The organism is Pseudotamlana agarivorans, from assembly GCF_018860245.1.
In the GTDB taxonomy this organism is placed as follows: domain Bacteria; phylum Bacteroidota; class Bacteroidia; order Flavobacteriales; family Flavobacteriaceae; genus Pseudotamlana; species Pseudotamlana agarivorans_A.
The window spans coordinates 149,887-172,763 of record NZ_JAHKPD010000011.1; the positions used below are offsets into that span (position 1 = coordinate 149,887).

General features: G+C 35.5%; 20 protein-coding genes and 5 tRNA genes. 1 reads left to right on the plus strand and 24 read right to left on the minus strand.

Going from position 1 to position 22,877, the window contains the following annotated elements; genetic code table 11:
• Positions 1-10 precede the first annotated feature (10 nt).
• Entirely contained in the window at positions 11-238 is a 228-nt protein-coding gene (locus tag KO493_RS05525) for a (4Fe-4S)-binding protein (RefSeq protein ID WP_216066948.1), read from the plus strand.
• Between the two features lie 239 nt (positions 239-477).
• Here the strand turns inward: KO493_RS05525 and KO493_RS05530 are convergent, their stop codons facing one another.
• The 24 genes from KO493_RS05530 to KO493_RS05645 all read right to left on the minus strand — a co-directional run bounded on the left by KO493_RS05530 (position 478) and on the right by KO493_RS05645 (position 22,851).
• A complete protein-coding gene (locus KO493_RS05530; protein ID WP_216066949.1) occupies positions 478-795 on the minus strand; it encodes a DUF3467 domain-containing protein in 318 nt (105 codons plus the stop codon).
• A gap of 135 nt (positions 796-930) precedes the next feature.
• Positions 931-5,232, minus strand: coding sequence for a DNA-directed RNA polymerase subunit beta' (rpoC, locus tag KO493_RS05535; RefSeq protein ID WP_216066950.1), 4,302 nt, complete (start codon positions 5,230-5,232; stop codon positions 931-933).
• Positions 5,233-5,264: 32 nt separating this feature from the next.
• The gene (gene rpoB, locus KO493_RS05540) at positions 5,265-9,077 is read right to left on the minus strand and encodes a DNA-directed RNA polymerase subunit beta (RefSeq protein WP_216066951.1); all 3,813 of its coding nucleotides are present in this window, start codon (positions 9,075-9,077) and stop codon (positions 5,265-5,267) included.
• A 123-nt stretch (positions 9,078-9,200) separates the two neighbouring features.
• Positions 9,201-9,575, minus strand: coding sequence for a 50S ribosomal protein L7/L12 (gene rplL, locus KO493_RS05545; RefSeq protein WP_216066952.1), 375 nt, complete (start codon positions 9,573-9,575; stop codon positions 9,201-9,203).
• Positions 9,576-9,637: 62 nt separating this feature from the next.
• A complete protein-coding gene (gene rplJ / locus KO493_RS05550; protein ID WP_216066953.1) occupies positions 9,638-10,159 on the minus strand; it encodes a 50S ribosomal protein L10 in 522 nt (173 codons plus the stop codon).
• A 19-nt stretch (positions 10,160-10,178) separates the two neighbouring features.
• Entirely contained in the window at positions 10,179-10,868 is a 690-nt protein-coding gene (rplA, locus tag KO493_RS05555) for a 50S ribosomal protein L1 (RefSeq protein WP_216066954.1), read from the minus strand.
• 20 nt (positions 10,869-10,888) lie between these two features.
• Positions 10,889-11,326 carry a 50S ribosomal protein L11 gene (rplK, locus tag KO493_RS05560; RefSeq protein ID WP_216066955.1) on the minus strand — a complete coding sequence of 146 codons (438 nt, stop codon included), beginning with the start codon at positions 11,324-11,326 and terminating at the stop codon, positions 10,889-10,891.
• A gap of 72 nt (positions 11,327-11,398) precedes the next feature.
• Positions 11,399-11,953, minus strand: coding sequence for a transcription termination/antitermination protein NusG (gene nusG, locus KO493_RS05565; RefSeq protein WP_216066956.1), 555 nt, complete (start codon positions 11,951-11,953; stop codon positions 11,399-11,401).
• A 25-nt stretch (positions 11,954-11,978) separates the two neighbouring features.
• Positions 11,979-12,173, minus strand: a complete 195-nt coding sequence (gene secE / locus KO493_RS05570; RefSeq protein WP_216066957.1) for a preprotein translocase subunit SecE — start codon at positions 12,171-12,173, stop codon at positions 11,979-11,981.
• A gap of 178 nt (positions 12,174-12,351) precedes the next feature.
• Positions 12,352-12,424, minus strand: a tRNA-Trp gene (locus tag KO493_RS05575).
• A 64-nt stretch (positions 12,425-12,488) separates the two neighbouring features.
• Positions 12,489-13,676, minus strand: a complete 1,188-nt coding sequence (tuf, locus tag KO493_RS05580) for an elongation factor Tu (RefSeq protein WP_216066958.1) — start codon at positions 13,674-13,676, stop codon at positions 12,489-12,491.
• A 70-nt stretch (positions 13,677-13,746) separates the two neighbouring features.
• Positions 13,747-13,818 (minus strand) — tRNA-Thr (locus tag KO493_RS05585).
• 86 nt (positions 13,819-13,904) lie between these two features.
• Positions 13,905-13,977, minus strand: a tRNA-Gly gene (locus KO493_RS05590).
• A 171-nt stretch (positions 13,978-14,148) separates the two neighbouring features.
• Positions 14,149-14,230 (minus strand) — tRNA-Tyr (locus KO493_RS05595).
• 107 nt (positions 14,231-14,337) lie between these two features.
• Positions 14,338-14,411 (minus strand) — tRNA-Thr (locus KO493_RS05600).
• Between the two features lie 100 nt (positions 14,412-14,511).
• Positions 14,512-14,814 carry a ribosome hibernation-promoting factor, HPF/YfiA family gene (hpf, locus tag KO493_RS05605; RefSeq protein ID WP_216066959.1) on the minus strand — a complete coding sequence of 101 codons (303 nt, stop codon included), beginning with the start codon at positions 14,812-14,814 and terminating at the stop codon, positions 14,512-14,514.
• A gap of 124 nt (positions 14,815-14,938) precedes the next feature.
• Positions 14,939-15,829, minus strand: coding sequence for a tyrosine-type recombinase/integrase (locus tag KO493_RS05610; protein ID WP_216066960.1), 891 nt, complete (start codon positions 15,827-15,829; stop codon positions 14,939-14,941).
• Between the two features lie 388 nt (positions 15,830-16,217).
• Positions 16,218-16,412 (minus strand): 30S ribosomal protein S21, encoded by a 195-nt coding sequence (gene rpsU, locus KO493_RS05615; RefSeq protein ID WP_216066961.1) that lies wholly within the window; start codon positions 16,410-16,412, stop codon positions 16,218-16,220.
• A gap of 86 nt (positions 16,413-16,498) precedes the next feature.
• Entirely contained in the window at positions 16,499-17,665 is a 1,167-nt protein-coding gene (locus KO493_RS05620; protein WP_216066962.1) for an acyl-CoA dehydrogenase family protein, read from the minus strand.
• On the minus strand, positions 17,658-18,542 hold the full coding sequence (locus tag KO493_RS05625; protein WP_216066963.1) for a ComEA family DNA-binding protein: 885 nt from the start codon (positions 18,540-18,542) through the stop codon (positions 17,658-17,660). The genes KO493_RS05620 and KO493_RS05625 overlap by 8 nt, the downstream gene beginning before the upstream one ends.
• Before the next feature lie 24 nt (positions 18,543-18,566).
• Complete coding sequence (locus KO493_RS05630) at positions 18,567-20,189, minus strand: alanine/glycine:cation symporter family protein (RefSeq protein ID WP_216066964.1); 1,623 nt, start codon at positions 20,187-20,189, stop codon at positions 18,567-18,569.
• Between the two features lie 104 nt (positions 20,190-20,293).
• Entirely contained in the window at positions 20,294-21,313 is a 1,020-nt protein-coding gene (locus KO493_RS05635) for a potassium channel family protein (protein WP_216066965.1), read from the minus strand.
• Positions 21,314-21,316: 3 nt separating this feature from the next.
• Complete coding sequence (locus tag KO493_RS05640) at positions 21,317-21,544, minus strand: PspC domain-containing protein (protein ID WP_216066966.1); 228 nt, start codon at positions 21,542-21,544, stop codon at positions 21,317-21,319.
• 35 nt (positions 21,545-21,579) lie between these two features.
• Entirely contained in the window at positions 21,580-22,851 is a 1,272-nt protein-coding gene (locus KO493_RS05645) for a DUF2851 family protein (protein ID WP_216066967.1), read from the minus strand.
• Positions 22,852-22,877 lie beyond the last annotated feature (26 nt).

The window sequence follows — 22,877 nt, forward strand, 5'->3', positions numbered from 1 at the left end:
GGCTTTATTTATGAAAACGACAGAATACCGTAACAATGAAATTACGATTTCATATTGTCCTTTTAAATGCACGCAATCGGATGTGTGCACCGAGGAACTATCAAATGTGTTTCAAAACTCAGTAATCCCATGGATAGACCCCAATGGCAGTTCAACTGAAAGTATAATCAAACAAATAAAAAAATGCCCTTCAGGCGCTTTAATGTATAAGCGACATAAAAAGGAAATGGCCTATTAATACCAACTCTCATTTAAAATGACCGTAATAAAATACGCCTTTTCACTTTCTATTTCAACATAAAAAGAAACCGTAACTACGGCTATGCTTTATTTTTCTGTTTCCTATAAAACATAAATTCATCCCCGCTCTGCAACGGCGGCAGGCTATTTTACAGTAATTTTAAGCAAGAAATGGTATATAATAAAAAAGCCTTTGAACAATGTTCAAAGGCTTTTTTTATAGTCTTATGTAGAGAATTAAGCTTGACCAGTTGGTCCAAAATTCAAAGGCATTGGTGGTTGATCATAATCCTTAATCTCACCATGAGCATTTTCAAATCTTGTTACGTTCTCCCCTAAGGCTTTTAATAAACGTTTCGCGTGCTGTGGCGTTAAGATAATTCTAGATTTTACTTTGTTCTTAGGAACTCCAGGCATAATATTAACAAAATCGACTACAAATTCTGAAACCGAATGGTTAATAATTGCCAGGTTTGAATACGTCCCTTCCGCTACTTTTTCGTCTAATTCTATATTAATTTGTCCTTGTTTTGGTTGCTCTTTTTCGTCTGCCATAACAGTTATGTTTTTCGCTTCCATGAAAATGAAAGTCTTATTATTAATAATTTAATATTATAAAAAAAGCCTTCAGGTATAGATATACATGAAGGCTTATATTTAAAAGATTCCCGCCTTCGCGGGAATTGGATACTAGTTATAATTTAATTCTTGCTTAACCTGCATCATTTCGTCAAACTCTTCTTTAGAGCCTACAATGATATCAGAATAGCGTCTCATACCTGTACCTGCTGGTATTCTATGACCAACAATTACATTTTCTTTCAAGCCTTCTAAAGCATCTACTTTACCTGCTACTGCAGCTTCGTTAAGTACTTTAGTCGTTTCTTGGAAAGAAGCAGCAGAAATAAATGATTTCGTTTGAAGCGATGCTCTCGTAATACCTTGTAGTATTGGAGTTGCCGTTGCTGGCTGAGCTTCTCTAGCTGAAACAAGCGCTTTGTCTTCACGACGTAATATAGAGTTCTCGTCTCTTAATTGACGTGGTGTAACAATTTGTCCAGCTTTCAACGTTGAAGAATCTCCAGCGTCTTCAATAACTTTCATTCCGAAGATATCATCATTTTCTTTAATGAAATCTGCTTTATGAGCTAATTGATCTTCTAAGAAGATGGTATCACCAGAATCAATGATTCTAACTTTACGCATCATTTGTCTTACAACAACTTCGAAGTGCTTATCATTAATCTTCACCCCTTGTAAACGGTATACCTCTTGTACTTCATTTACCAAGTACTGTTGTACCGCTGAAGGGCCTTTAATATTTAGGATATCATTAGGCGTGATAGAACCATCAGATAATGGCATACCCGCTTTTACGAAATCATTTTCTTGAACAAGAATCTGACTTGATAATTTCACTAAGTATTTCTTAACGTCACCTAATTTAGATTCTACGATAATCTCACGGTTACCTCTTTTGATTTTCCCGAAAGAAACCACACCATCAATAGCACTTACTACTGCCGGGTTAGAAGGGTTACGTGCTTCGAATAACTCAGTTACACGAGGAAGACCACCGGTAATATCACCAGCTTTCGCGGATTTACGAGGAATCTTGACTAAAATCTTACCAATATTAACAGCTTCACCGTCATCAATCATAATGTGTGCACCAACTGGTAAGTTGTATGAACGCATCGTTTCACCACTTGCATTTTCAATATGAAGTGTTGGGATAAGTTTCTTGTTTCTAGATTCAGAAATTACTTTTTCTTGGAAACCAGTTTGCTCATCAATCTCTACTTGGTAAGTAACACCTTGTTCAAGGTTTTCATATCTCACTTTACCAGCGAATTCTGAAATAATTACACCATTATATGGATCCCATGTACAAACAACATCTCCTTTAGATAATTCTTGACCATTCTTAACAAATATTGTAGAACCGTAAGGAATATTATTCGTACTTAATACAATACCAGTTTTCTTATCGATAAGTTTAAGTTCAGATGTTCTAGAGATTACGATATCAATATCGTTTCCTTCGCTATCTTGACCTTTAACTGTTTTTAAATCTTCAATTTCGGCAACACCAGCAAACTTAACAATTAAATTATTTTCTTCTGAAATGTTTCCTGCAATACCACCAACGTGGAATGTACGAAGTGTTAACTGTGTACCTGGCTCACCAATTGATTGTGCAGCAACTACACCAACCGCTTCACCACGTTGTACCATTTTACCTGTAGCTAAGTTACGACCGTAACATTTAGCACAAATTCCTTGTAAAGCCTCACAAGTTAAAGCAGAACGTACTTCAATACTTTCTAATGGAGATGCTCCAATTACTTTCGCAACAGCATCATCAATTAATTGTCCAGCAGAAGCCAATTTCTCTTCAGTTAAAGGATTGAAAACGTCATTTAAAGATACACGTCCAACAATTCTTTCTTGTAAGCTTTCAACAACTTCATCATTCTTCTTCAATGGCTCAACTTCAACACCTCTTAAAGTACCACAATCTTCAGTGTTAATAATAACATCTTGAGATACATCAACTAAACGACGTGTTAAGTAACCTGCATCGGCCGTTTTAAGTGCCGTATCCGCAAGACCCTTACGAGCACCGTGCGTTGAGATAAAGTATTCTAAAATTGAAAGACCTTCCTTAAAGTTCGATAGAATTGGATTTTCAATAATAGATCCACCACCTGCAGTAGATTTTTTAGGTTTTGCCATTAATCCACGCATACCTGTTAACTGACGAATCTGTTCTTTAGATCCACGAGCTCCAGAATCAAGCATCATAAATACCGAGTTGAACCCTTGTTGATCCTCACGAATACGTTTCATAGACAATTCAGTCAATTCAGCATTTGTAGAAGTCCAAATATCAATAACTTGGTTATAACGTTCGTTATTGGTAATAAGTCCCATGTTATAGTTACCTGTAATACCTTCAACTAAACCGTTAGCTTTATCAATCATTCCTTGCTTTTCTGGCGGAATGATAATATCACCTAAACTAAACGATAAACCACCTTGGAAGGCAAATTTAAATCCTAAAGTTCTAATCGCATCTAAGAAATCAGCCGTTTCAGGAACAGAAGTTGCTTTAAGGATATCACCAATAATATCTCTTAAAGATTTCTTAGTTAATACCTCATTAATATATCCTGCAGCCTGTGGTACGTGTTTGTTAAATAATACACGACCAACAGTAGTTTCAATAATCATTGGAGCAAGTTTACCATCTTCATTGATGTCGATAGTTCTTACTTTAATTCCAGCATTCAAATCAACACGCTTCTCATTGAAAGCAATTTCTACTTCTTCATCAGAGTAAAATGTTAATCCTTCACCTTGAATTGGCACTTCTGGAGTTGATTTACGTAGCTTGGTCATATAATAAAGACCAAGTACCATATCCTGAGAAGGTACCGTCACTGGAGAACCGTTTGCTGGATTTAAGATATTGTGAGACGCCAACATTAACATTTGACATTCTAAAATAGCTTCTGGTCCAAGTGGTAAGTGCACCGCCATTTGATCACCATCGAAATCGGCATTAAAGGCCGTACATACTAATGGGTGTAATTGGATTGCTTTTCCTTCAATTAACTTAGGTTGGAAAGCTTGAATACCCAACCTGTGTAAAGTAGGCGCACGGTTTAGTAATACTGGATGTCCTTTAAGAACGTTTTCCAAGATATCCCAAACCACCGGCTCTCTTTTATCTATAATTTTCTTTGCAGATTTTACTGTTTTTACAATACCTCTTTCAATTAATTTTCTAATTACGAAAGGCTTGTATAATTCGGCTGCCATGTTTTTAGGCAATCCACATTCAAATAATTTTAATTCTGGTCCAACAACAATTACCGAACGTGCTGAATAATCCACACGTTTACCAAGTAAGTTTTGACGGAAACGACCTTGTTTACCTTTTAATGAATCTGATAAAGATTTTAAAGGTCTGTTAGAATCTGTTTTTACCGCTGAAGACTTACGTGTGTTGTCAAATAATGAATCAACAGACTCTTGAAGCATACGTTTTTCATTACGTAAAATAACTTCTGGAGCTTTAATTTCAACTAATCTTTTAAGACGGTTGTTACGGATAATAACACGACGGTAAAGATCATTTAAATCAGACGTTGCAAAACGACCTCCATCTAGTGGAACTAAAGGACGTAATTCTGGCGGAATGATTGGAATAACTTTCATGATCATCCACTCCGGACGGTTCTCACGGTTGTTGTTAGATTCTTTTAAAGACTCAACAACTTGTAAACGTTTTAAAGCTTCCGTTTTACGTTGTTTAGACGTTTCAGTATTTGCTTTGTGACGCAATTCGTATGATAAAGACTCTAAATCAATTCTTGATAATAACTCAATTAAACATTCAGCACCCATTTTAGCTAAAAACTTGTTAGGGTCTGTATCGTCTAAATATTGATTGTCCTGAGGAAGCGTTTCAAGAATGTTTAAATATTCTTCTTCAGTTAAGAAGTCCATTTTTTGTAATGGTTCACCTTCTTCATTTTTAGCATTACCTGGTTGAATTACTACATAACGTTCGTAGTAAATAATCATATCTAATTTCTTAGAAGGTAATCCTAATAAGTAACCTATTTTATTAGGTAAAGAACGGAAGTACCAAATGTGAGCTACAGGAACCACAAGGTTGATGTGCCCAACACGATCACGACGTACTTTCTTTTCTGTTACTTCAACACCACAACGGTCACAAACGATACCTTTGTAGCGAATTCTTTTATACTTACCACAAGCACACTCATAATCCTTTACAGGACCAAAAATACGCTCACAGAACAAACCATCACGTTCAGGTTTGTGAGTACGATAATTGATAGTTTCTGGTTTTAAAACCTCACCTCTAGACTCTGCTAAAATAGACTCTGGTGATGCTAAACCAATTGAGATTTTATTAAACCTCTTAACTGTATTTTTATCTTGTTTTCTTGCCATAATATATGGTTGAAATGAATTTAATTAATTAACTACTCTTCTAATCTGATGTCTAAACCTAAACCTTTCAATTCGTGCATAAGTACGTTGAATGATTCTGGTAATCCTGGATCTGGCATTGGTTCACCTTTTACGATAGCTTCGTAAGTTTTGGCTCTACCAATAACATCATCAGATTTTACAGTTAAAATCTCACGTAAGGTACTTGATGCGCCATAAGCCTCAAGTGCCCAAACTTCCATCTCACCAAAACGCTGACCACCAAACTGTGCTTTACCACCTAATGGTTGTTGCGTAATTAATGAGTAAGGTCCAATAGAACGTGCGTGCATTTTATCATCAACCATGTGTCCTAGTTTCAGCATGTAAATCACACCAACTGTCGCTGGTTGATCGAAACGCTGTCCAGTTCCACCATCGTAAAGATACGTATGACCATATCTTGGAATTCCAGCTTCATCTGTAAATCCGTTGATTTGATCGATAGTAGCTCCATCAAAGATTGGCGTTGCATATTTACGTCCTAATTTTTGTCCTGCCCATCCTAATACTGTTTCATAAATCTGTCCGATGTTCATACGAGATGGTACACCAAGTGGATTTAATACAATATCAACAGGCGTTCCATCTTCTAAGAATGGCATATCTTCTTGACGAACGATTCTTGCAACAATACCTTTGTTACCGTGACGCCCTGCCATTTTATCACCTACTTTAAGTTTACGTTTCTTAGCGATGTAAACTTTAGCTAATTTAATAATACCTGCTGGTAACTCATCACCTACAGAAATTGTAAATTTCTCACGACGTAAAGAACCTTGTAAATCGTTCTCTTTAATCTTGTAGTTGTGAATTAAATCGGCAACCAATTGGTTTGTATGGTCATCAGTAGTCCATTTTCCAGACACTAAATGCGCATAATCATCAACAGCATTTAACATTTTAAGCGTGAACTTTTTACCTTTTGGTAAAACTTCTTCACCTAAATCATTAAAGATACCTTGAGCCGTTTTTCCGTTTACAATGTTGAAAAGTTTATCAACTAAAACATCTTTTAATTCATCAAACTTTCTATCGTATTGCGCTTCTAAAGCAAGAATATCATCTTTATCTTGAGCACGCTTACGTTTATCTTTTACGGCTCTAGCGAATAATTTCTTCTCAATAACAACACCATTCAATGAAGGTGATGCTTTTAAAGAAGCATCTTTCACATCTCCAGCTTTATCACCAAAGATAGCACGTAATAATTTTTCTTCAGGAGTTGGATCAGATTCTCCTTTTGGAGTAATCTTACCAATAAGAATATCACCAGGCTTAACCTCGGCACCAACGCGAATCATTCCGTTTTCATCTAGGTCTTTAGTAGCCTCTTCAGAAACATTAGGGATATCGTTAGTTAATTCTTCATTTCCTAATTTAGTATCTCTTACTTCAAGAGAATACTCATCAATATGGATAGAAGTGAAAATATCTTCACGAACCACTTTTTCAGAGATTACAATCGCATCCTCAAAGTTATACCCTTTCCAAGGCATAAAGGCTACTTTCATATTTCTACCTAAAGCTAATTCTCCTTTTTGAGTGGCATACCCTTCACATAAAACCTGACCTTTAGTTACTTTATCACCTTTAACGATAATTGGTTTTAGGTTGATAGAAGTTCCTTGGTTTGTTTTTCTGTATTTAACTAACTGGTATGTTTTAATATCACTATCAAAACTTACTTTAGCTTCGTCTTCGGTACGCTCGTATCTAATTTTAATTTCTTTAGCATCAACGTAAAGTACTTCACCTTCTCCTTCAGCATTAATCAATACTCTAGAATCTGAAGCCACTTGACGCTCTAAACCTGTTCCTACAATTGGTGCATCAACTCTTAATAATGGTACGGCTTGACGCATCATATTTGATCCCATCAATGCACGGTTGGCATCATCATGTTCTAAGAAAGGAATTAAAGAAGCCGAAATTGAAGAAATCTGGTTTGGAGCAACATCCGTATAATGTAATTCGTTAGGATCAATTACCGGGAAGTCACCTTCCATTCTTGCAATAACTTTATCATGAAGAATTTTTCCATCGTCATCAACTTTTACAGTGGCTTGAGCAATTAATTTTTCTTCTTCTTCTTCAGCACTTAAATATGTAGGTTCATTTTTAATATCAACCACACCATCAGTAACTTTTCTATATGGTGTTTCGATGAATCCCATTGGATTCACTTTCGCATATACAGAAAGAGACGATATTAGACCAATATTTGGTCCCTCTGGTGTTTCAATCGGACATAAACGTCCGTAGTGTGTATAGTGAACATCACGTACCTCAAACCCTGCTCTTTCTCTAGATAAACCACCTGGTCCAAGAGCTGATAAACGACGCTTATGCGTAATTTCAGCCAGTGGATTGGTTTGATCCATAAATTGAGACAACTGGTTTGTACCAAAGAAAGAATTAATAACAGACGATAATGTCTTTGCATTAATTAAATCAATAGGGGTAAACACCTCATTATCACGAACGTTCATACGCTCACGAATCGTACGTGCCATACGTGCTAAACCAACACCAAATTGAGAAGATAATTGCTCACCAACTGTACGTACACGACGGTTAGATAAGTGATCAATATCATCAATCTCAGCTTTAGAATTGATAAGCTCGATTAAATATTTAATGATGGTAATGATATCCTCTTTGGTAAGCACTTGCTTATCCATTCCAATATCAAGACCTAATTTTTTATTCATTCTATAACGTCCAACTTCCCCTAAAGAGTAACGTTGGTCACTAAAGAATAATTTATCAATAATACCACGTGCTGTTTCCTCATCTGGCGGCTCAGCATTACGTAATTGTCTGTAAATATGTTCAACAGCTTCTTTTTCAGAGTTTGTTGGATCTTTTTGAAGCGTATTGTGAATAATAGCATAATCACCTTGCTCAGTACTTTCTTTATGTAAAAGAATAGTCTTCACATCGGCATCAAGAATTTCTTCTATATTTTCTTTATCAAGAATCGTATCACGATCAAGCACGATTTCATTACGCTCGATAGATACAACCTCTCCAGTATCTTCATCAACAAAATCCTCATGCCATGTATTTAATACACGTGCAGCTAATTTTCTTCCTAAGTATTTTTTTAATCCAGATTTTGAAACTTTAGCCTCTTCTGCTAAGTCAAAAATCTCTAAGATATCTTTATCACGCTCAAAACCAATGGCACGGAAAAGCGTAGTAACAGGTAATTTTTTCTTTCTATCGATGTACGCATACATCACTTGGTTGATATCTGTAGCGAATTCAATCCAAGATCCTTTGAATGGTATAACTCTTGCTGAATATAACTTGGTTCCGTTGGCATGAAAAGATTGGCCAAAGAAAACCCCTGGTGAACGGTGTAATTGAGATACAACAACACGCTCGGCACCATTAATACAAAAAGTTCCAGAAGGCGTCATGTAAGGAATAGTACCTAAGTACACATCTTGAACAATGGTCTCGAAATCCTCATGTTCAGGGTCTGTACAATATAACTTTAACCTAGCCTTTAGCGGAACGCTGTATGTAAGTCCTCTTTCAATACACTCTTCAATAGCATATCTTGGTGGATCTACGAAGTAATCTAAAAATTCTAAAACGAATTGATTACGAGAATCTGTAATTGGAAAGTTTTCCATGAAAGTATTATAAAGACCTTCATCACCTCTTTCCTCTGATTTAGTTTCTAACTGGAAAAAATCCTGGAAGGATTTTATCTGAATATCCAAGAAGTCTGGATATTCCGTTCTATTAATAATAGAAGAGAAATTTAATCTTTCAGCTTGTGTTGATAACATCAATGGACGGAATTTTGATTAAAAAAAATAATAATAGCGTATGTAAACGTTATATACGCAAAATGGTTTAGGCCTTGAAGAATGTCTTCAGACCTAAACCGTTATGTGTTTGAGATGCTAAGCTTACTTAAGCTCTACCTCTGCTCCAGCCTCTTCTAATTGAGCTTTAAGAGCTTCAGCTTCGTCTTTAGAAACTGCTTCTTTGATAGCACTTGGTGCATCATCAACTAAACCTTTTGCTTCTTTTAATCCTAAACCAGTTAATTCTTTAACTAATTTTACAACAGCTAATTTAGAACCACCAGCCGCTTTTAAGATAACATCAAATTCAGTTTGAGCTTCTTCAGCTTCACCACCTGCAGCAGGACCAGCAACAGCAACTGCAGCAGCAGCAGCAGGCTCGATACCGTACTCATCTTTTAATATAGTTGCTAACTCATTTACTTCTTTTACAGTAAGGTTAACTAATTGTTCTGCGAAATCTTTTAAATCTGCCATTTTTCTATCGTTTTAATAATTTTGTAATAATATAATTGTAATAAAGTGCGTACTATTTAAGACTATCCTTCTTTTTCAGATAGTGTTTTTATAAGTCCAGCTATTGTGCTTCCCCCCGATTTAAGAGCTGATACCACATTTTTAGCAGGCGATTGTAATAATCCAACAATCTCTCCTAGTAACTCTTCTTTAGACTTGATATCTACTAATAAGTCTAATTGTTCGTCACCAATGTAAACAGCTTCCTCAATAAAAGCTCCTTTTAATAAAGGCTTTTCTGATTTCTTACGGAAGTTTTTAATTAATTTAGCTGGTACGTTACCTGTTTCAGAATACATCACAGATGTATTTCCTTTAAGTACTGAAGGTAAATCTCCAAAATCTCTATCTGAAGCCTCCATTGCTTTTGCAAGTAATGTATTTTTAACAACTGCCATTTGCACGTTTGCTTTAAAAGCAGCACGGCGTAAGTTTGAGGTAGTATCAGCGTTTAATCCTGAAATATCTGCTAAATAGATATTTGCGTTATTAGCTAAGTCTGCAGTTAATTCCTCAATTACTAATGATTTTTCTTCTCTTGTCATAATAAAAGTTTTAACTTAATTAACCAATTTTAGAATCAACAGCGATACTTGGGCTCATTGTAGACGACATAAAAATGCTTTTTACATAAATACCCTTTGCAGTTGTTGGTTTTAATTTCATTAATGTTTGTAATAATTCATTTGCATTATCTGCAATTTTATCAGCGCTAAATGATGCTTTACCTATAGCAGCGTGTACGATACCAGTTTTATCAACTTTAAAGTCAATTTTACCAGCTTTTACTTCTGTTACAGCTTTAGCAACATCCATTGTTACTGTTCCTGTCTTTGGGTTAGGCATTAAACCACGAGGACCTAATACACGTCCTAAAGGACCTAATTTACCCATAACGCTAGGCATAGTAATAATAACATCTACGTCTGTCCAACCACTCTTGATTTTATCAAGGTACTCATCTAAACCTACATAATCAGCACCTGCTTCTTTAGCTTCTGCTTCTTTGTCTGGAGTTACTAATGCTAATACTTTTACGTCTTTACCAGTACCATGAGGAAGAGATACTACACCTCTTACCATTTGATTTGCTTTACGAGGATCAACTCCTAAACGTACAGCTAAGTCTACAGACGCATCAAATTTTGTATTGGTAACTTCTTTAATTAAGGCTGAAGCATCTTCTAAAGAATATACTCTTCCTTTTTCAATTTTCGCTAAAGCTTCTTTTTGCTTTTTTGTTAATCTTGCCATTTTGTAATGTCTTTAATAGATTAAGAAGGAAATGTTCCTGTTACAGTTATTCCCATTGATCTTGCTGTACCAGCAATCATTTTCATAGCCGACTCTGGAGTAAATGCATTTAAATCTACCATTTTGTCTTCTGCTATCGTCCTGATTTGGTCCCAAGATACTTTAGCTACTTTTTTTCGGTTTGGCTCACCAGAACCCTTTTTCAACTTGGCTGCTTCTAATAATTGAACAGCCGCCGGTGGTGTCTTAATTACAAAGTCAAATGACTTGTCTTTGTAAACAGAAATCACAACTGGTAATACTTTACCAGCCTTGTCTTGTGTTCTAGCATTGAATTGCTTACAGAACTCCATGATGTTAACACCTGCAGCACCTAAAGCGGGTCCAACCGGTGGCGACGGATTCGCTGCACCTCCCCGAACTTGTAACTTAACTACTTTACCTAATTCTTTTGCCATTTTTAATAATTTAATTTTGATGTTATCTTTCTTTTGGAAGCGAAAGATTCATCTATCTTAATTGTAACACTATTATACTTTTTCAACTTGCATATAACTTAACTCTAATGGCGTTTTTCTTCCGAAAATCTTAACCATTACTTCAAGTTTACGCTTCTCTTCGTTAATTTTCTCAATCGTTCCATCAAATCCATTGAAAGGACCATCGATAACTTTAACTGTTTCTCCTTTAGTATAAGGAATGGCCACATTAGCACTTTCCTCAACTGCTAATTCATCAACCTTACCTAACATTCTGTTTACTTCAGATTGTCTCAATGGCACAGGGTCACCACCTTTAGTTTCTCCTAAAAAACCGATGACGTTAGTTACCGATCTTATAATGTGAGGAACTTCACCAGTTAAATTAGCTTGAACCATAATATATCCAGGGAAAAACACTTTTTCCTTATGGATTTTTTTTCCGTTACGAATTTGAACAACACGTTCTGTAGGCACTAATACTTGATCAACATAATCTTGCATACCTAAACGAGCAATCTCATTCTCGATATAACTTTTAATTTTGTTCTCTTGACCACTTACAGCACGAACAACATACCATTTTTTTTCACTTACTTCAGACATAGAATTTTCTTTTTTCTGTTTAGTGTTAACTAATCAATTCAAAGTAAGTTGCAATAACTTTGCTGAATACGGTATCTACTCCCCAAATAGCAAGAGAAAATATAATTGAAAATACAGCAACTAAAATTGTTAAACTCTGTCCTTCAGCCCATGTTGGCCAAGTCACATTATTCTTTAGTTCTCCGAATGATTCTTTTATATAATTTACAAATCCAGCCATTGTGTTATTTCTTTTTAATCTAATTGAAACAAGAATGCATCAATCTTAATTTTAATAGGCAAACCTATTATTTACTTGCACGGGCGGAGAGACTTCCTTCGACTTCGCTCAGGATAAACTTCTCGCATCACGTTTTTTTAAATATGAAAACAGTGCTAAAACAATTTTTCATTTTAAGCACGGGCGGAGAGACTCGAACTCCCGACACCTGGTTTTGGAGACCAGTGCTCTACCAACTGAGCTACGCCCGTAAACATAAGTCAAGGTATTCCAAAAGGAATACCTTAGCTTATTATTTGCGTTAAACTAAATTAATTAGTCTAATATTTCAGTTACTTGACCTGCACCAACTGTTCTACCACCTTCACGGATAGCGAAACGTAAACCTACGTTCATTGCAATTGTGTTAATTAACTCAACAGTAATAGTTAAGTTATCTCCAGGCATAACCATCTCAACTCCATCAGGAAGCGCAATGTTTCCAGTTACGTCAGTTGTACGTACGTAGAACTGTGGACGGTAGTTGTTATGGAATGGAGTATGACGTCCACCTTCTTCTTTCTTAAGGATATAAACCTCAGCTTTAAATTTAGCGTGTGGTGTTACAGAACCAGGCTTAACGATTACCATACCTCTTGAGATTTGAGATTTCTCAATACCTCTTAATAAGATACCAGCGTTATCACCAGCTTCACCTCTATCTAATATTTGACGGAACATCTCAATACCTGTGATTGTAGAAGATAATTTCTCAGCTCCCATACCAACGATATCAACAGGATCTCCAGTGTTAGCAACACCAGTTTCAATACGACCAGTTGCAACAGTACCACGACCAGTAATAGAGAATACATCCTCGATAGGCATTAAGAAAGGCTTATCCATATCACGCACAGGCTCTTCAATCCACTCATCACAAGCAGCCATTAATTCCATTACAGTATCTACCCATTTTTGTTCACCGTTAAGTGCACCTAAAGCAGAACCAGAAACTACAGGTCCATTATCTCCATCGTACTCATAGAAAGATAATAAATCTCTAACTTCCATATCAACAAGCTCTAAAAGCTCTTCATCATCAACCATATCTACTTTGTTTAAGAAAACAACGATACGAGGAATACCTACTTGACGACCTAATAAGATGTGCTCACGAGTTTGTGGCATAGGACCATCTGTAGCAGCTACCACTAAGATTGCACCATCCATTTGAGCAGCACCAGTAACCATGTTCTTTACGTAATCGGCGTGACCTGGACAGTCTACGTGCGCGTAGTGACGGTTTGCTGTTTGATACTCAACGTGTGAAGTATTAATTGTAATACCTCTTTCTTTTTCTTCTGGAGCATTATCAATAGAAGAGAAATCTCTTGCTTCAGATAAACCTGCATCAGCTAATACTTTAGTAATAGCAGCAGTTAAAGTTGTTTTACCGTGATCTACGTGTCCAATTGTACCAATATTTAAGTGTGGTTTTGAACGATCGAAAGTTGCCTTTGCCATGTTTTTAAATAATTTTAATCTTAGTTATATAATAATATTAGTGTAATCTATTTTTTTAATCTCAATATAGAGCCAATGACGAGAATTGAACTCGTGACCTCTTCCTTACCAAGGAAACGCTCTACCCCTGAGCTACACCGGCGTAAAGTTTTTATTTCCTATTCTTTCAAAACAACCTTTAATAAGGAGATCTTAAAAAAAGAGCTTCCTGCCTCCGCAGGAATTTAGAGCGAGAGACCGGGTTCGAACCGGCGACATTCAGCTTGGAAGGCTGACGCTCTACCAACTGAGCTACTCTCGCATTTCGATAAGCTTTACACTTACCAGGTTTTCAATATTTCAAAGTTCATATTCATTTAGGATTACCTCACATTCGTTCGGTGTTCCCGGATTGGTGACCCAATCCATACAATTTTTAAACACAGTCTTACAAAAACAAGCTTTTGATGACTCCTTGATTAGAGACTGTTTGTGGGGAGAGCAGGATTCGAACCTGCGAAGACGTAGTCAGCAGATTTACAGTCTGCCCTCGTTGGCCGCTTGAGTATCTCCCCGGACCATTTGAAATTTCTTTTACAAAATTTCATAGTTATTTTTCAATTTTTTAATGAACATCTCAAAACCCTTAGACTTTGAGATTCCTGCCTTCGCAGAAATTTTGAGCCGATGGAGGGACTCGAACCCACGACCTGCTGATTACAAATCAGCTGCTCTAGCCAGCTGAGCTACATCGGCTTTTCTACTTTTTTTACATATAAAAAAAGTCCGCTATTTCTAACGGACTGCAAATGTATAGTTTTTTTATATTATTCAAAACATTTTTTAATAAATTTTATCATAAATATGCTCTTAATTTTTCTTTTTTCTTTTTTAACTGTCTTTCTAGGGATGCCACAGCCATATCTGTACCTTCCTCAAAGCTTTTACATTGCTTTTTAACCACGAGACTATCGCCAGGAACACTTACTTTAACTTCAAATATTTTATTTTCTTTATCACTTGTATTTTCAACTTTTAAAAAAACATCTGATTTGATAACCTTGTCATAATACAAATCCAATTTATCCATACGCTTTTGGATAAAGGTTAATAATTTTTCATCTGCATTAAAATTTACGGATTGCGTGTTTACTTTCATCTGTTTACTTTTAATTTAACAAATAGACTTTATGTAATAGGTCTTGGATCATTTTACTTCAAAATCAATAAATCATTCAAAACCTACCTCACATTACCTATTTTCGATTAGACAATATGTGAATTTATTTTTTACTTCTCGGATGTGCATTAACATGTACTTTTTTAAGTTCGGCTATACTGTTGTGCGTATAAACTTGGGTAGCAGCCAAACTTGAGTGTCCTAGAAGTTCTTTAACAGCATTTAAATCGGCACCTTGGTTTAACAAATGAGTAGCGAAGGAGTGTCTTAATATATGAGGACTCTTCTTTACTTTTGAAGATGCCAAACTAAAATAATCATTTATTATCCGGTAGACAAGAGTTTCATATATTTTAACGCCCTTTTTGGTTAAAAATAAATATTCTTTATCATCAATCTCTTCTAAACCACTTCTAACTTCTAGATAACAATTTACGGTATGCACAACAGAATCTAACAACGGCACAATACGTTCCTTATTACGCTTACCGAGTACTTTTAACGTTTTATTATGCAAATCTAAACTTGTTAATTTGAGCTCTACAAGTTCAATACGCCTGATACCTGTTGAATAAAAGATTTCAATAATCAACTTATTACGTAAACTTTCAAAATCTGTACCGAAATTTAAATCGTCTAATACGGTTTTGACTTCAGCTTCTGAAAAAGGCACTTGCACTTTTTTACTCGTTTTTAATGCTTTGTGTTTCGCTAAAGGATTGAGTTCAATATCGCCAACTTTTAGAAGAAATTTATAATAGGTATTTAATGCGGAAACTTTTCGGTTGATGCTTCTATTAGATATACCACTTTCAACTAAAAGCACAATCCATGATCTTATTTGTGAATAATTAACCTCGTAAATAGAAGAACTATCGAATGTTTCGGCTATAAATTCAGAAAAACGCGTTAAATCATTGAGATAAGCTTTAACTGTTAATTCTGAATAATTCTTCTCCAGTAATAGGTAATCGGTAAATGATTTGAAATTCATCTGAAGTCTCTCTATAAAATAATAGCAAAAGATTAAAGTTAACTTATTATTTGATGAAGCACAAGTTTGTAGCATTTTAACCATCAAATTCCCTTGTTCTAAATCTACATACCGGTAAACATGCCTAATATCTTTTTGTTTTTCCGAGGAATCAAGGAATCTCTCAAATCGCGGACAAATTCTTCAGTCGTACCTCCTTATCATTGACGCAATAAGACCCTTCAGGTTTTTAAAATTTGAAGGGTCTACAAAGCAAAATATAAACCAAATCGTTATATCCGTTTTTCAAAATTTATAATAGTTTCCGGATAATCAAATCCTTTAATATAAAACAAAAAAAATCCCGCACGAAGCGGGATTTATATGAATTGTGAGAACTCAAAATAACTTAGATGTTCTCAGCATCTCTTAGTCCTTGAACGTATTGTGCTTTTTGTATTTGCGCTCTACGTAAAACAGAAGGCTTGTCAAACTGCTTGCGCGTTTGTAGTGCACGTCTTGATCCAGTTTTATCAAACTTTCTCTTAAAACGCTTTAAAGCTCTCTCTATATTTTCTCCTTCTTTTATTGGAATTATTAACATAGTGTCTTAACCTCCTCTCTTTTAGAATTTTCAGGCTGCAAATATAGAAATATTTCTATATTCAGCATCAAAAAATAAAAAATATTTTATGTCGCTGGTTTATAGGCCTTTTTATCTATAATAATCTTGGCTAATATCTCTCGCAGAATCTCTGAAGTTCCGCCTCCAATAGGCCCTAAACGACTATCGCGAAGCATTCTTGCTAAAGGATAATCTTCCATATAACCATAACCTCCCAAAAATTGCAGACATTGGTATATGACATCGTCGGCCACTTTCGTTGATTTTAACTTTGACATGGTCGCTTCTTTGACCACATACTCCCCTTTATTTAATCGGTAAGTTACCGAATAATTAAAAGCTTTACAAAATTCAACTTCAGTAGCCAAATCTGCAATTGAATGTCTTAAGGCTTGAAACTGATCTATAGTTTTTCCGAAAGCTTGACGCTCACTCATATATTTTAAAGCATATTCTAATGCAAATTCTGCTCTAGCATGGGCATTAACCCCCATGATTAATCGCTCTAATGAAAAATGTTGCATGATATAAGGAAAGCCTTTACCCTCTTCACCCAAAAGGTTTTCAGCCGGAATCTTTACATTATCAAAAGCTATTTCACCAGTGTCAGATGCTCTCCATCCGAGCTTATCCAGTTTTGTAGCCGAAATACCTGGTGTTTCTCTATCGACAACAAAAATGCTAATGCCTTTTCCTCCAGCTTCAGGGTCCGTTTTAGCGGCAACAATTAAGTAATCACTTAAAATTCCGTTAGTAATAAACGTTTTAGAGCCATTGATTGTATATGAATCACCATCTTTTACTGCAGTCGTGCGAAGTCCAGCAACATCACTTCCGCCGAAAGGCTCAGTAATACAAAGGCAACCAATTTTTTCACCTGAAATACTAGGTGTTAAATATTTTTGTTTAATGGCTTCGCTACCTTCTGCGTCAAGATGCGTCATGGCTAAATAAACATGTGCCCAAATGGCTGCAGCAAAACCTCCTGAATTTATTTTCTGTAGTTCTTCGAGAAGAATAATAGTGTAGAACAAATCTAAATCCATCCCGCCATAAGCTTCAGGATATTTAATTCCTAAAAAGCCCATTTCCCCAAATTTCTTCCAAATAAATCTTTCGATTTCTCCGGTTTGCTCCCACTTATCTATGTGCGGAACAACCTCTTTTTGTAAAAAATCTTGAAGGCTTTTTCTAAAAAGATTATGCTCTTCGGTGAAGTACAAATTATTCATCTCTGTTTTTTTCGAGCTGCAAATATAATTCAATTATCTTGATTTTATTTACAGGGAAGTCCTTTACTTTCAATAATTCACTCCAGGATTTATAACCGCTTCTTAATTGGCGCTGTTCTATAATATGGAACGCCAAATCGTAATCGATATGCGGGATCGTAACCAACTCCTCCACTGTGGCCTGATTTAAATTTATTTTCTTAAATGCTTTAGGTGTTTTTACCGTAAACTCATTGGTTATTCTTTCTATCACTTCAGGAGATAAACCATAAACATCTTCTAGCTGCACATCGGCAATAAAACCAGCTACAAACGTATTTCTGAATTTTATAATACGCTCTGAAAACACCTTACCTATTCCATTTACTTTTTGAAGTTGCACTGCTGAAGCGGTGTTTAAATCTTGCTTTTCCGCAAAAGTCTTTCGCTTCTTCTTGTTGGCATATACAAATAGTTTGTTGTTCTTCTTTTCACTTACCCAATCTGGAAATTTGAAATAAGGAGAAATCACCTTTAAAAAGGAGTCTGACACTTTAGTAACTTCCTGAAATTGCCCAGAAGAATTAATCCATTTATTTTCTTTTCTGAAAGCTAATAGTCTGTCAATTTCTTCATTAGACATGCCTAGAACAGCACCTTTGAAATCATTAATATAATTTGGATTGAAAGGTTTTATAGCATTTTCTTTTTTCTGAAGTTTTGCTAATCGTAAGGAGTCTATTTCTTTTTCGAAAGCTACAAAAGCTTTTGAATTGATTTGAACCGCTTCGGAAGGCGTATCAATAAAAAAATAAACACACTGAAAAACAACAATAAGTAACAACAATAAAAAAATCCCATTTCGCTGATTTTTAGAAAAAGTGACATGGGATTTCATATAAAAGTTTTATGATACTAAAGACTACATATGTTTAGTAAGATCTTCAGCACCTTCGTCCATCGCTTCTTCTTTCACTTTAATAGCTTTTAAATACTTAACCAATTCCGTACGAATTACTGGCGATAGAATAACTACACCTATAATATTAGGAACTACCATAGCAAATATCATGGCATCAGAGAAATCGATAACGGCTCCTAAACTAATAGATGCCCCTACAACAACGAAGAACAAGAATAATATTTTATAAATTAAATCACTTAGTTTTCCTTTTCCGAATAAAAACACCCAACCTTGCATACCATAGTAAGACCAAGAAATCATGGTTGAAAAGGCGAATAAAATTACAGCTATAGTTAATACGATAGAAAAATGCGGAATCACAGAATCAAAAGCGATTGCTGTTAACTCAACACCTTCTTTAATTGGCACACCGTACTCCATAAAACCACCATCAAAATTTGTGATTACAATCACTAAGGCGGTCATTGTACAAATAACCACAGTATCTACGAACGGTTCTAAAAGCGCAACAATACCTTCACTAGCAGCATATTTTGTTCTTACCGCCGAGTGTGCAATGGCAGCACTACCTACACCTGCTTCATTAGAAAATGCGCCACGTCTAATACCTTGAATCATAACACCAACTAATCCACCGGCTATTCCTAGACCAGAAAACGCACCTTCATAAATTAAACCAAATGCATCATCGATTAAAGTCCAGTTAGCCCCTAAAATTATTAAAGACGCTAAAACGTATATTCCAGCCATAAAAGGCACTACTTTTTCGGTTACAGAAGCAATTCTTTTAATACCACCAATAATAACAACGGCAACAAGAACGGCCATAACCATACCGAAATACATACCCGCATTCTCATTCTCAAAATTAAAAAGTTTTGTAAACTGAGCTGCCGCTTGATTGGCTTGAAACATGTTTCCGCCACCAAATGACCCTCCTATAACAAAAATGGCAAAAATCACAGCAAGTACTTTACCGAAACCTTTCATGCCTTTTTCCTTAAACCCTTTAGTTAAATAGTACATCGGACCACCGTAAACCGTACCATCTTCACCTACATCTCTATATTTTACACCTAATGTACATTCTGCGAATTTAGAAGCCATCCCTAGTAAACCCGCTACGATCATCCAAAATGTGGCACCAGGACCTCCAATAGATAACGCCACGGCTACCCCAGCGATATTCCCCAATCCAACAGTTGCAGACAGAGCTGCTGTTAAGGCCTGAAAATGAGAAACTTCTCCATGAGCACTATCGTCTCTTAGGGTTTCAATAATATTAGCATCTTCATTTGGAGTAGAATCACCGTACAAAGTATCTGCGCCATGCTTTTCGATATCTTCATATTTTCCTTGAACAACCTTTATCGCTTTACTAAAACCTGTAATATTTATAAATCTAAAATAGATTGTAAAAAAAACTGCTCCTCCCATTAAAACGATTAAAACCCAAGGAATTTTATAAGTTTCAGAAAATGGAATTTCGTAAAATATAGCTTCTACAAACCAACCTGTATACTCTTGAAAAATACGATCTATTTTTTCGGAAGTTGATTCTTGAGCAAAAATTAAAAATGGAGTTATTGTTGTTAAAATTGAAAGAAGATATTTCTTCATAAGGTAGTAATTATTACTTTTTTTGTTGATTTGGTTTTAAAAGCTAGCAAGATGCTAAAAAAAAACGGTTTTTTAAAACTAAGGCTGTTAAAACTGAGAAGATACTAGTGAATATTGTATACTGAATTTAAAACCGCAATCTGTTCAGGGCGCCCAAGAAATATAACTTTAGAGTTTGGAACCAAAACTAAATCTGCTTCAGGGTTTACAATGTATTCCCCTTTTTCATTTTTAAAACCAATAACCGTACATCCCGTTTTTCGCCTCAAGTCTAAATCCTTAATGGTTTTTAAATCTTTCGGGTTATAAAGTTTCTCCACGGCGATTTCTTCAACATTTATATCAGACTTTCCAACAATAGAAAGGTTATCAATAAACTCCATTAACCCAGGAACAACAACCAGTGAAGCCATATGATCACCTCCAATCTTATCTGGTAAAATCACATTATTAGCTCCAGCAAATTTCAATTTATCATAAGACGATTCGTTTGACGCACGACTAATAATATTAATACTACTATTTAATTGTCTTGCCGACAGTACTACAAATAAGTTATCGGCATCATTAGGCAAAGCCGAAATAAAGCAAGCGGCCCGATGCACACCTGCAGCATTCAACACTTCATCTTCGTTGGCGTTTCCAATAACGTAGGGCACACCATCCATTTGCAAACGTTCTTCTAGCTCCTTGTTTTTTTCTACAACTACAAACTGCTTATTATAGGCTGTTAACTTCCTAGCGGCTTGCTTACCGTTCCTTCCATACCCACAAATAACGATGTGGTCTTTAAGGCTTTCTATCATTTTTTGCATTCTTTTTTGTTTTAACTCTTCCACATCATTCTTACTTAAAATATACTCTGTAATTATAGATAAGGCATAACCCACGATAACAACACTGGCAAAAATTAAAAATATGGTAAAGATTTTAGATTCGGCATCCAGAGGTACAACCTCGCTAAAACCAACGGTAGTCATGGTGATAACCGTCATGTATAGCGCATCAATCCAAGCATAATCAGAAATATACCGAAACCCTAGTACGCCAATTAATAAAATAATTAGAAGTAAAAATAGCGCCTTATAAATCCTAATTCTAAAAAAACGTCCAACTAAATTCATAGGCTACAAATCAAAAACGGATGAACGTTTTGTGTATATCAAATCTTTAATTCGAATCCAGAAGGCTAAAAATAGATAAAGGGCAAAACCGAAACCAAGGGTTACAAAAGTGAGATACATAAAAGAGGTGCGTACCACTTTTGCTCGAATTCCAAATTTATCGGCAATACGCTGACATACATAATAACCGCGTTTTTGAAAAAACAATAAAAGTTTATAAATATTGTTCATGCCGCAATTTAAGACTTCCTTTAAAGCTTTAAAAGTTATTTACTCAAAAGTTGATTGCCCACGGCGCATTTTAAACAGGAATGCGTATCGCAATAATTCGTTTTAAGCTGTATTAGGGCCTGAGAATCCATAGAAGATCGTGAAATTTTCTTCAAACCATTAAAAGCTTTAACAATACTATTATTTTCTGAAGCTATTTTTTCGGCGATATCAATTAATGCTGATGATATGTCTTCACCTCGTTGTTTCTCATACAAAAACTTTATAGGCAAGATGGTGTTAATAAGCAATAAATCGATAAATGCTTTGCTTAACGCTTTCGCGGAAACTTTAGATTCCTTTTGAAACGTGTAGTGTGTTTTCCAATAGGCCGATGTTTCTGCATGAAACAGTTCATAAAAATACTTTAGATCGTTTGAAGCTATTACTTTTGAAAACAAATTTTGGTTTTCAGCATACAAACTAGCCATTTGCGATAAACGGATGGTTGGAAAATTTAGTGGCCGCAATCTAAAAAACTGTAAGGGTAAAACCTGACTGTTTTTCAGCTTAAATTTTTGTTTTAGAAATTGATATTCCTTCACCAAACTTAAATGGTAAGCATCTTCAACATCTTGATCTAACAATCCTGCTTGACCGAAAAATAGAGCTTCTAAGGTGTTTTGGTTACTTTGGGATTTCCGTACAATAGAAAATTCGATTGACTGAGCTAAGCTAAAAAAGGCATCACCGTTCACTTTTAAACCGAAATTCTTGGCTAACATTTTAAACAAAACCGCTTCCCAGTCATTTCTTGAAGCTTCTAAGAGGGTTTCAATGACCTTAGATTTCCGCTCCAAGCGTTCAAAAAACAAACGCTCCATCCAATTGTTCAGAATAAAATCATCGATGGAAGCGAAATCATTAGCACAATTTATCCAACTATTCTGTTTAGAAAAAAGTGCTTTGTAATTATTTAAAATTTCCGCTTTTATATAATGTTTGAGTTCTAAGGTTGGAATGACGGCTTGATCCTTACGAAAGACTTCGGTATCATGTTCCCAAACCACATGCAAAATAACATTATCATAAGCTGGGTCGCGCTCGTGATTATGCACATACCAATCGGAAGATTTAATATGGATTTCAACATTCCCTGCCCAAAGCTGTTCATCTATTTTAAGTTTTGCGTTGAAAAAATCTGGACCTGAATTGACATTATGCTCCCCAGTAGAGCGAATCAAAACTGGAGTCCCATTCGTTGTTTTTAAGTTCTTAATTTCAAACTTCTTGTACTTCCAGAGGTAATGTAGAAAATCTTCTCTCATAAATTAAAGATATAAAATTCCTACAA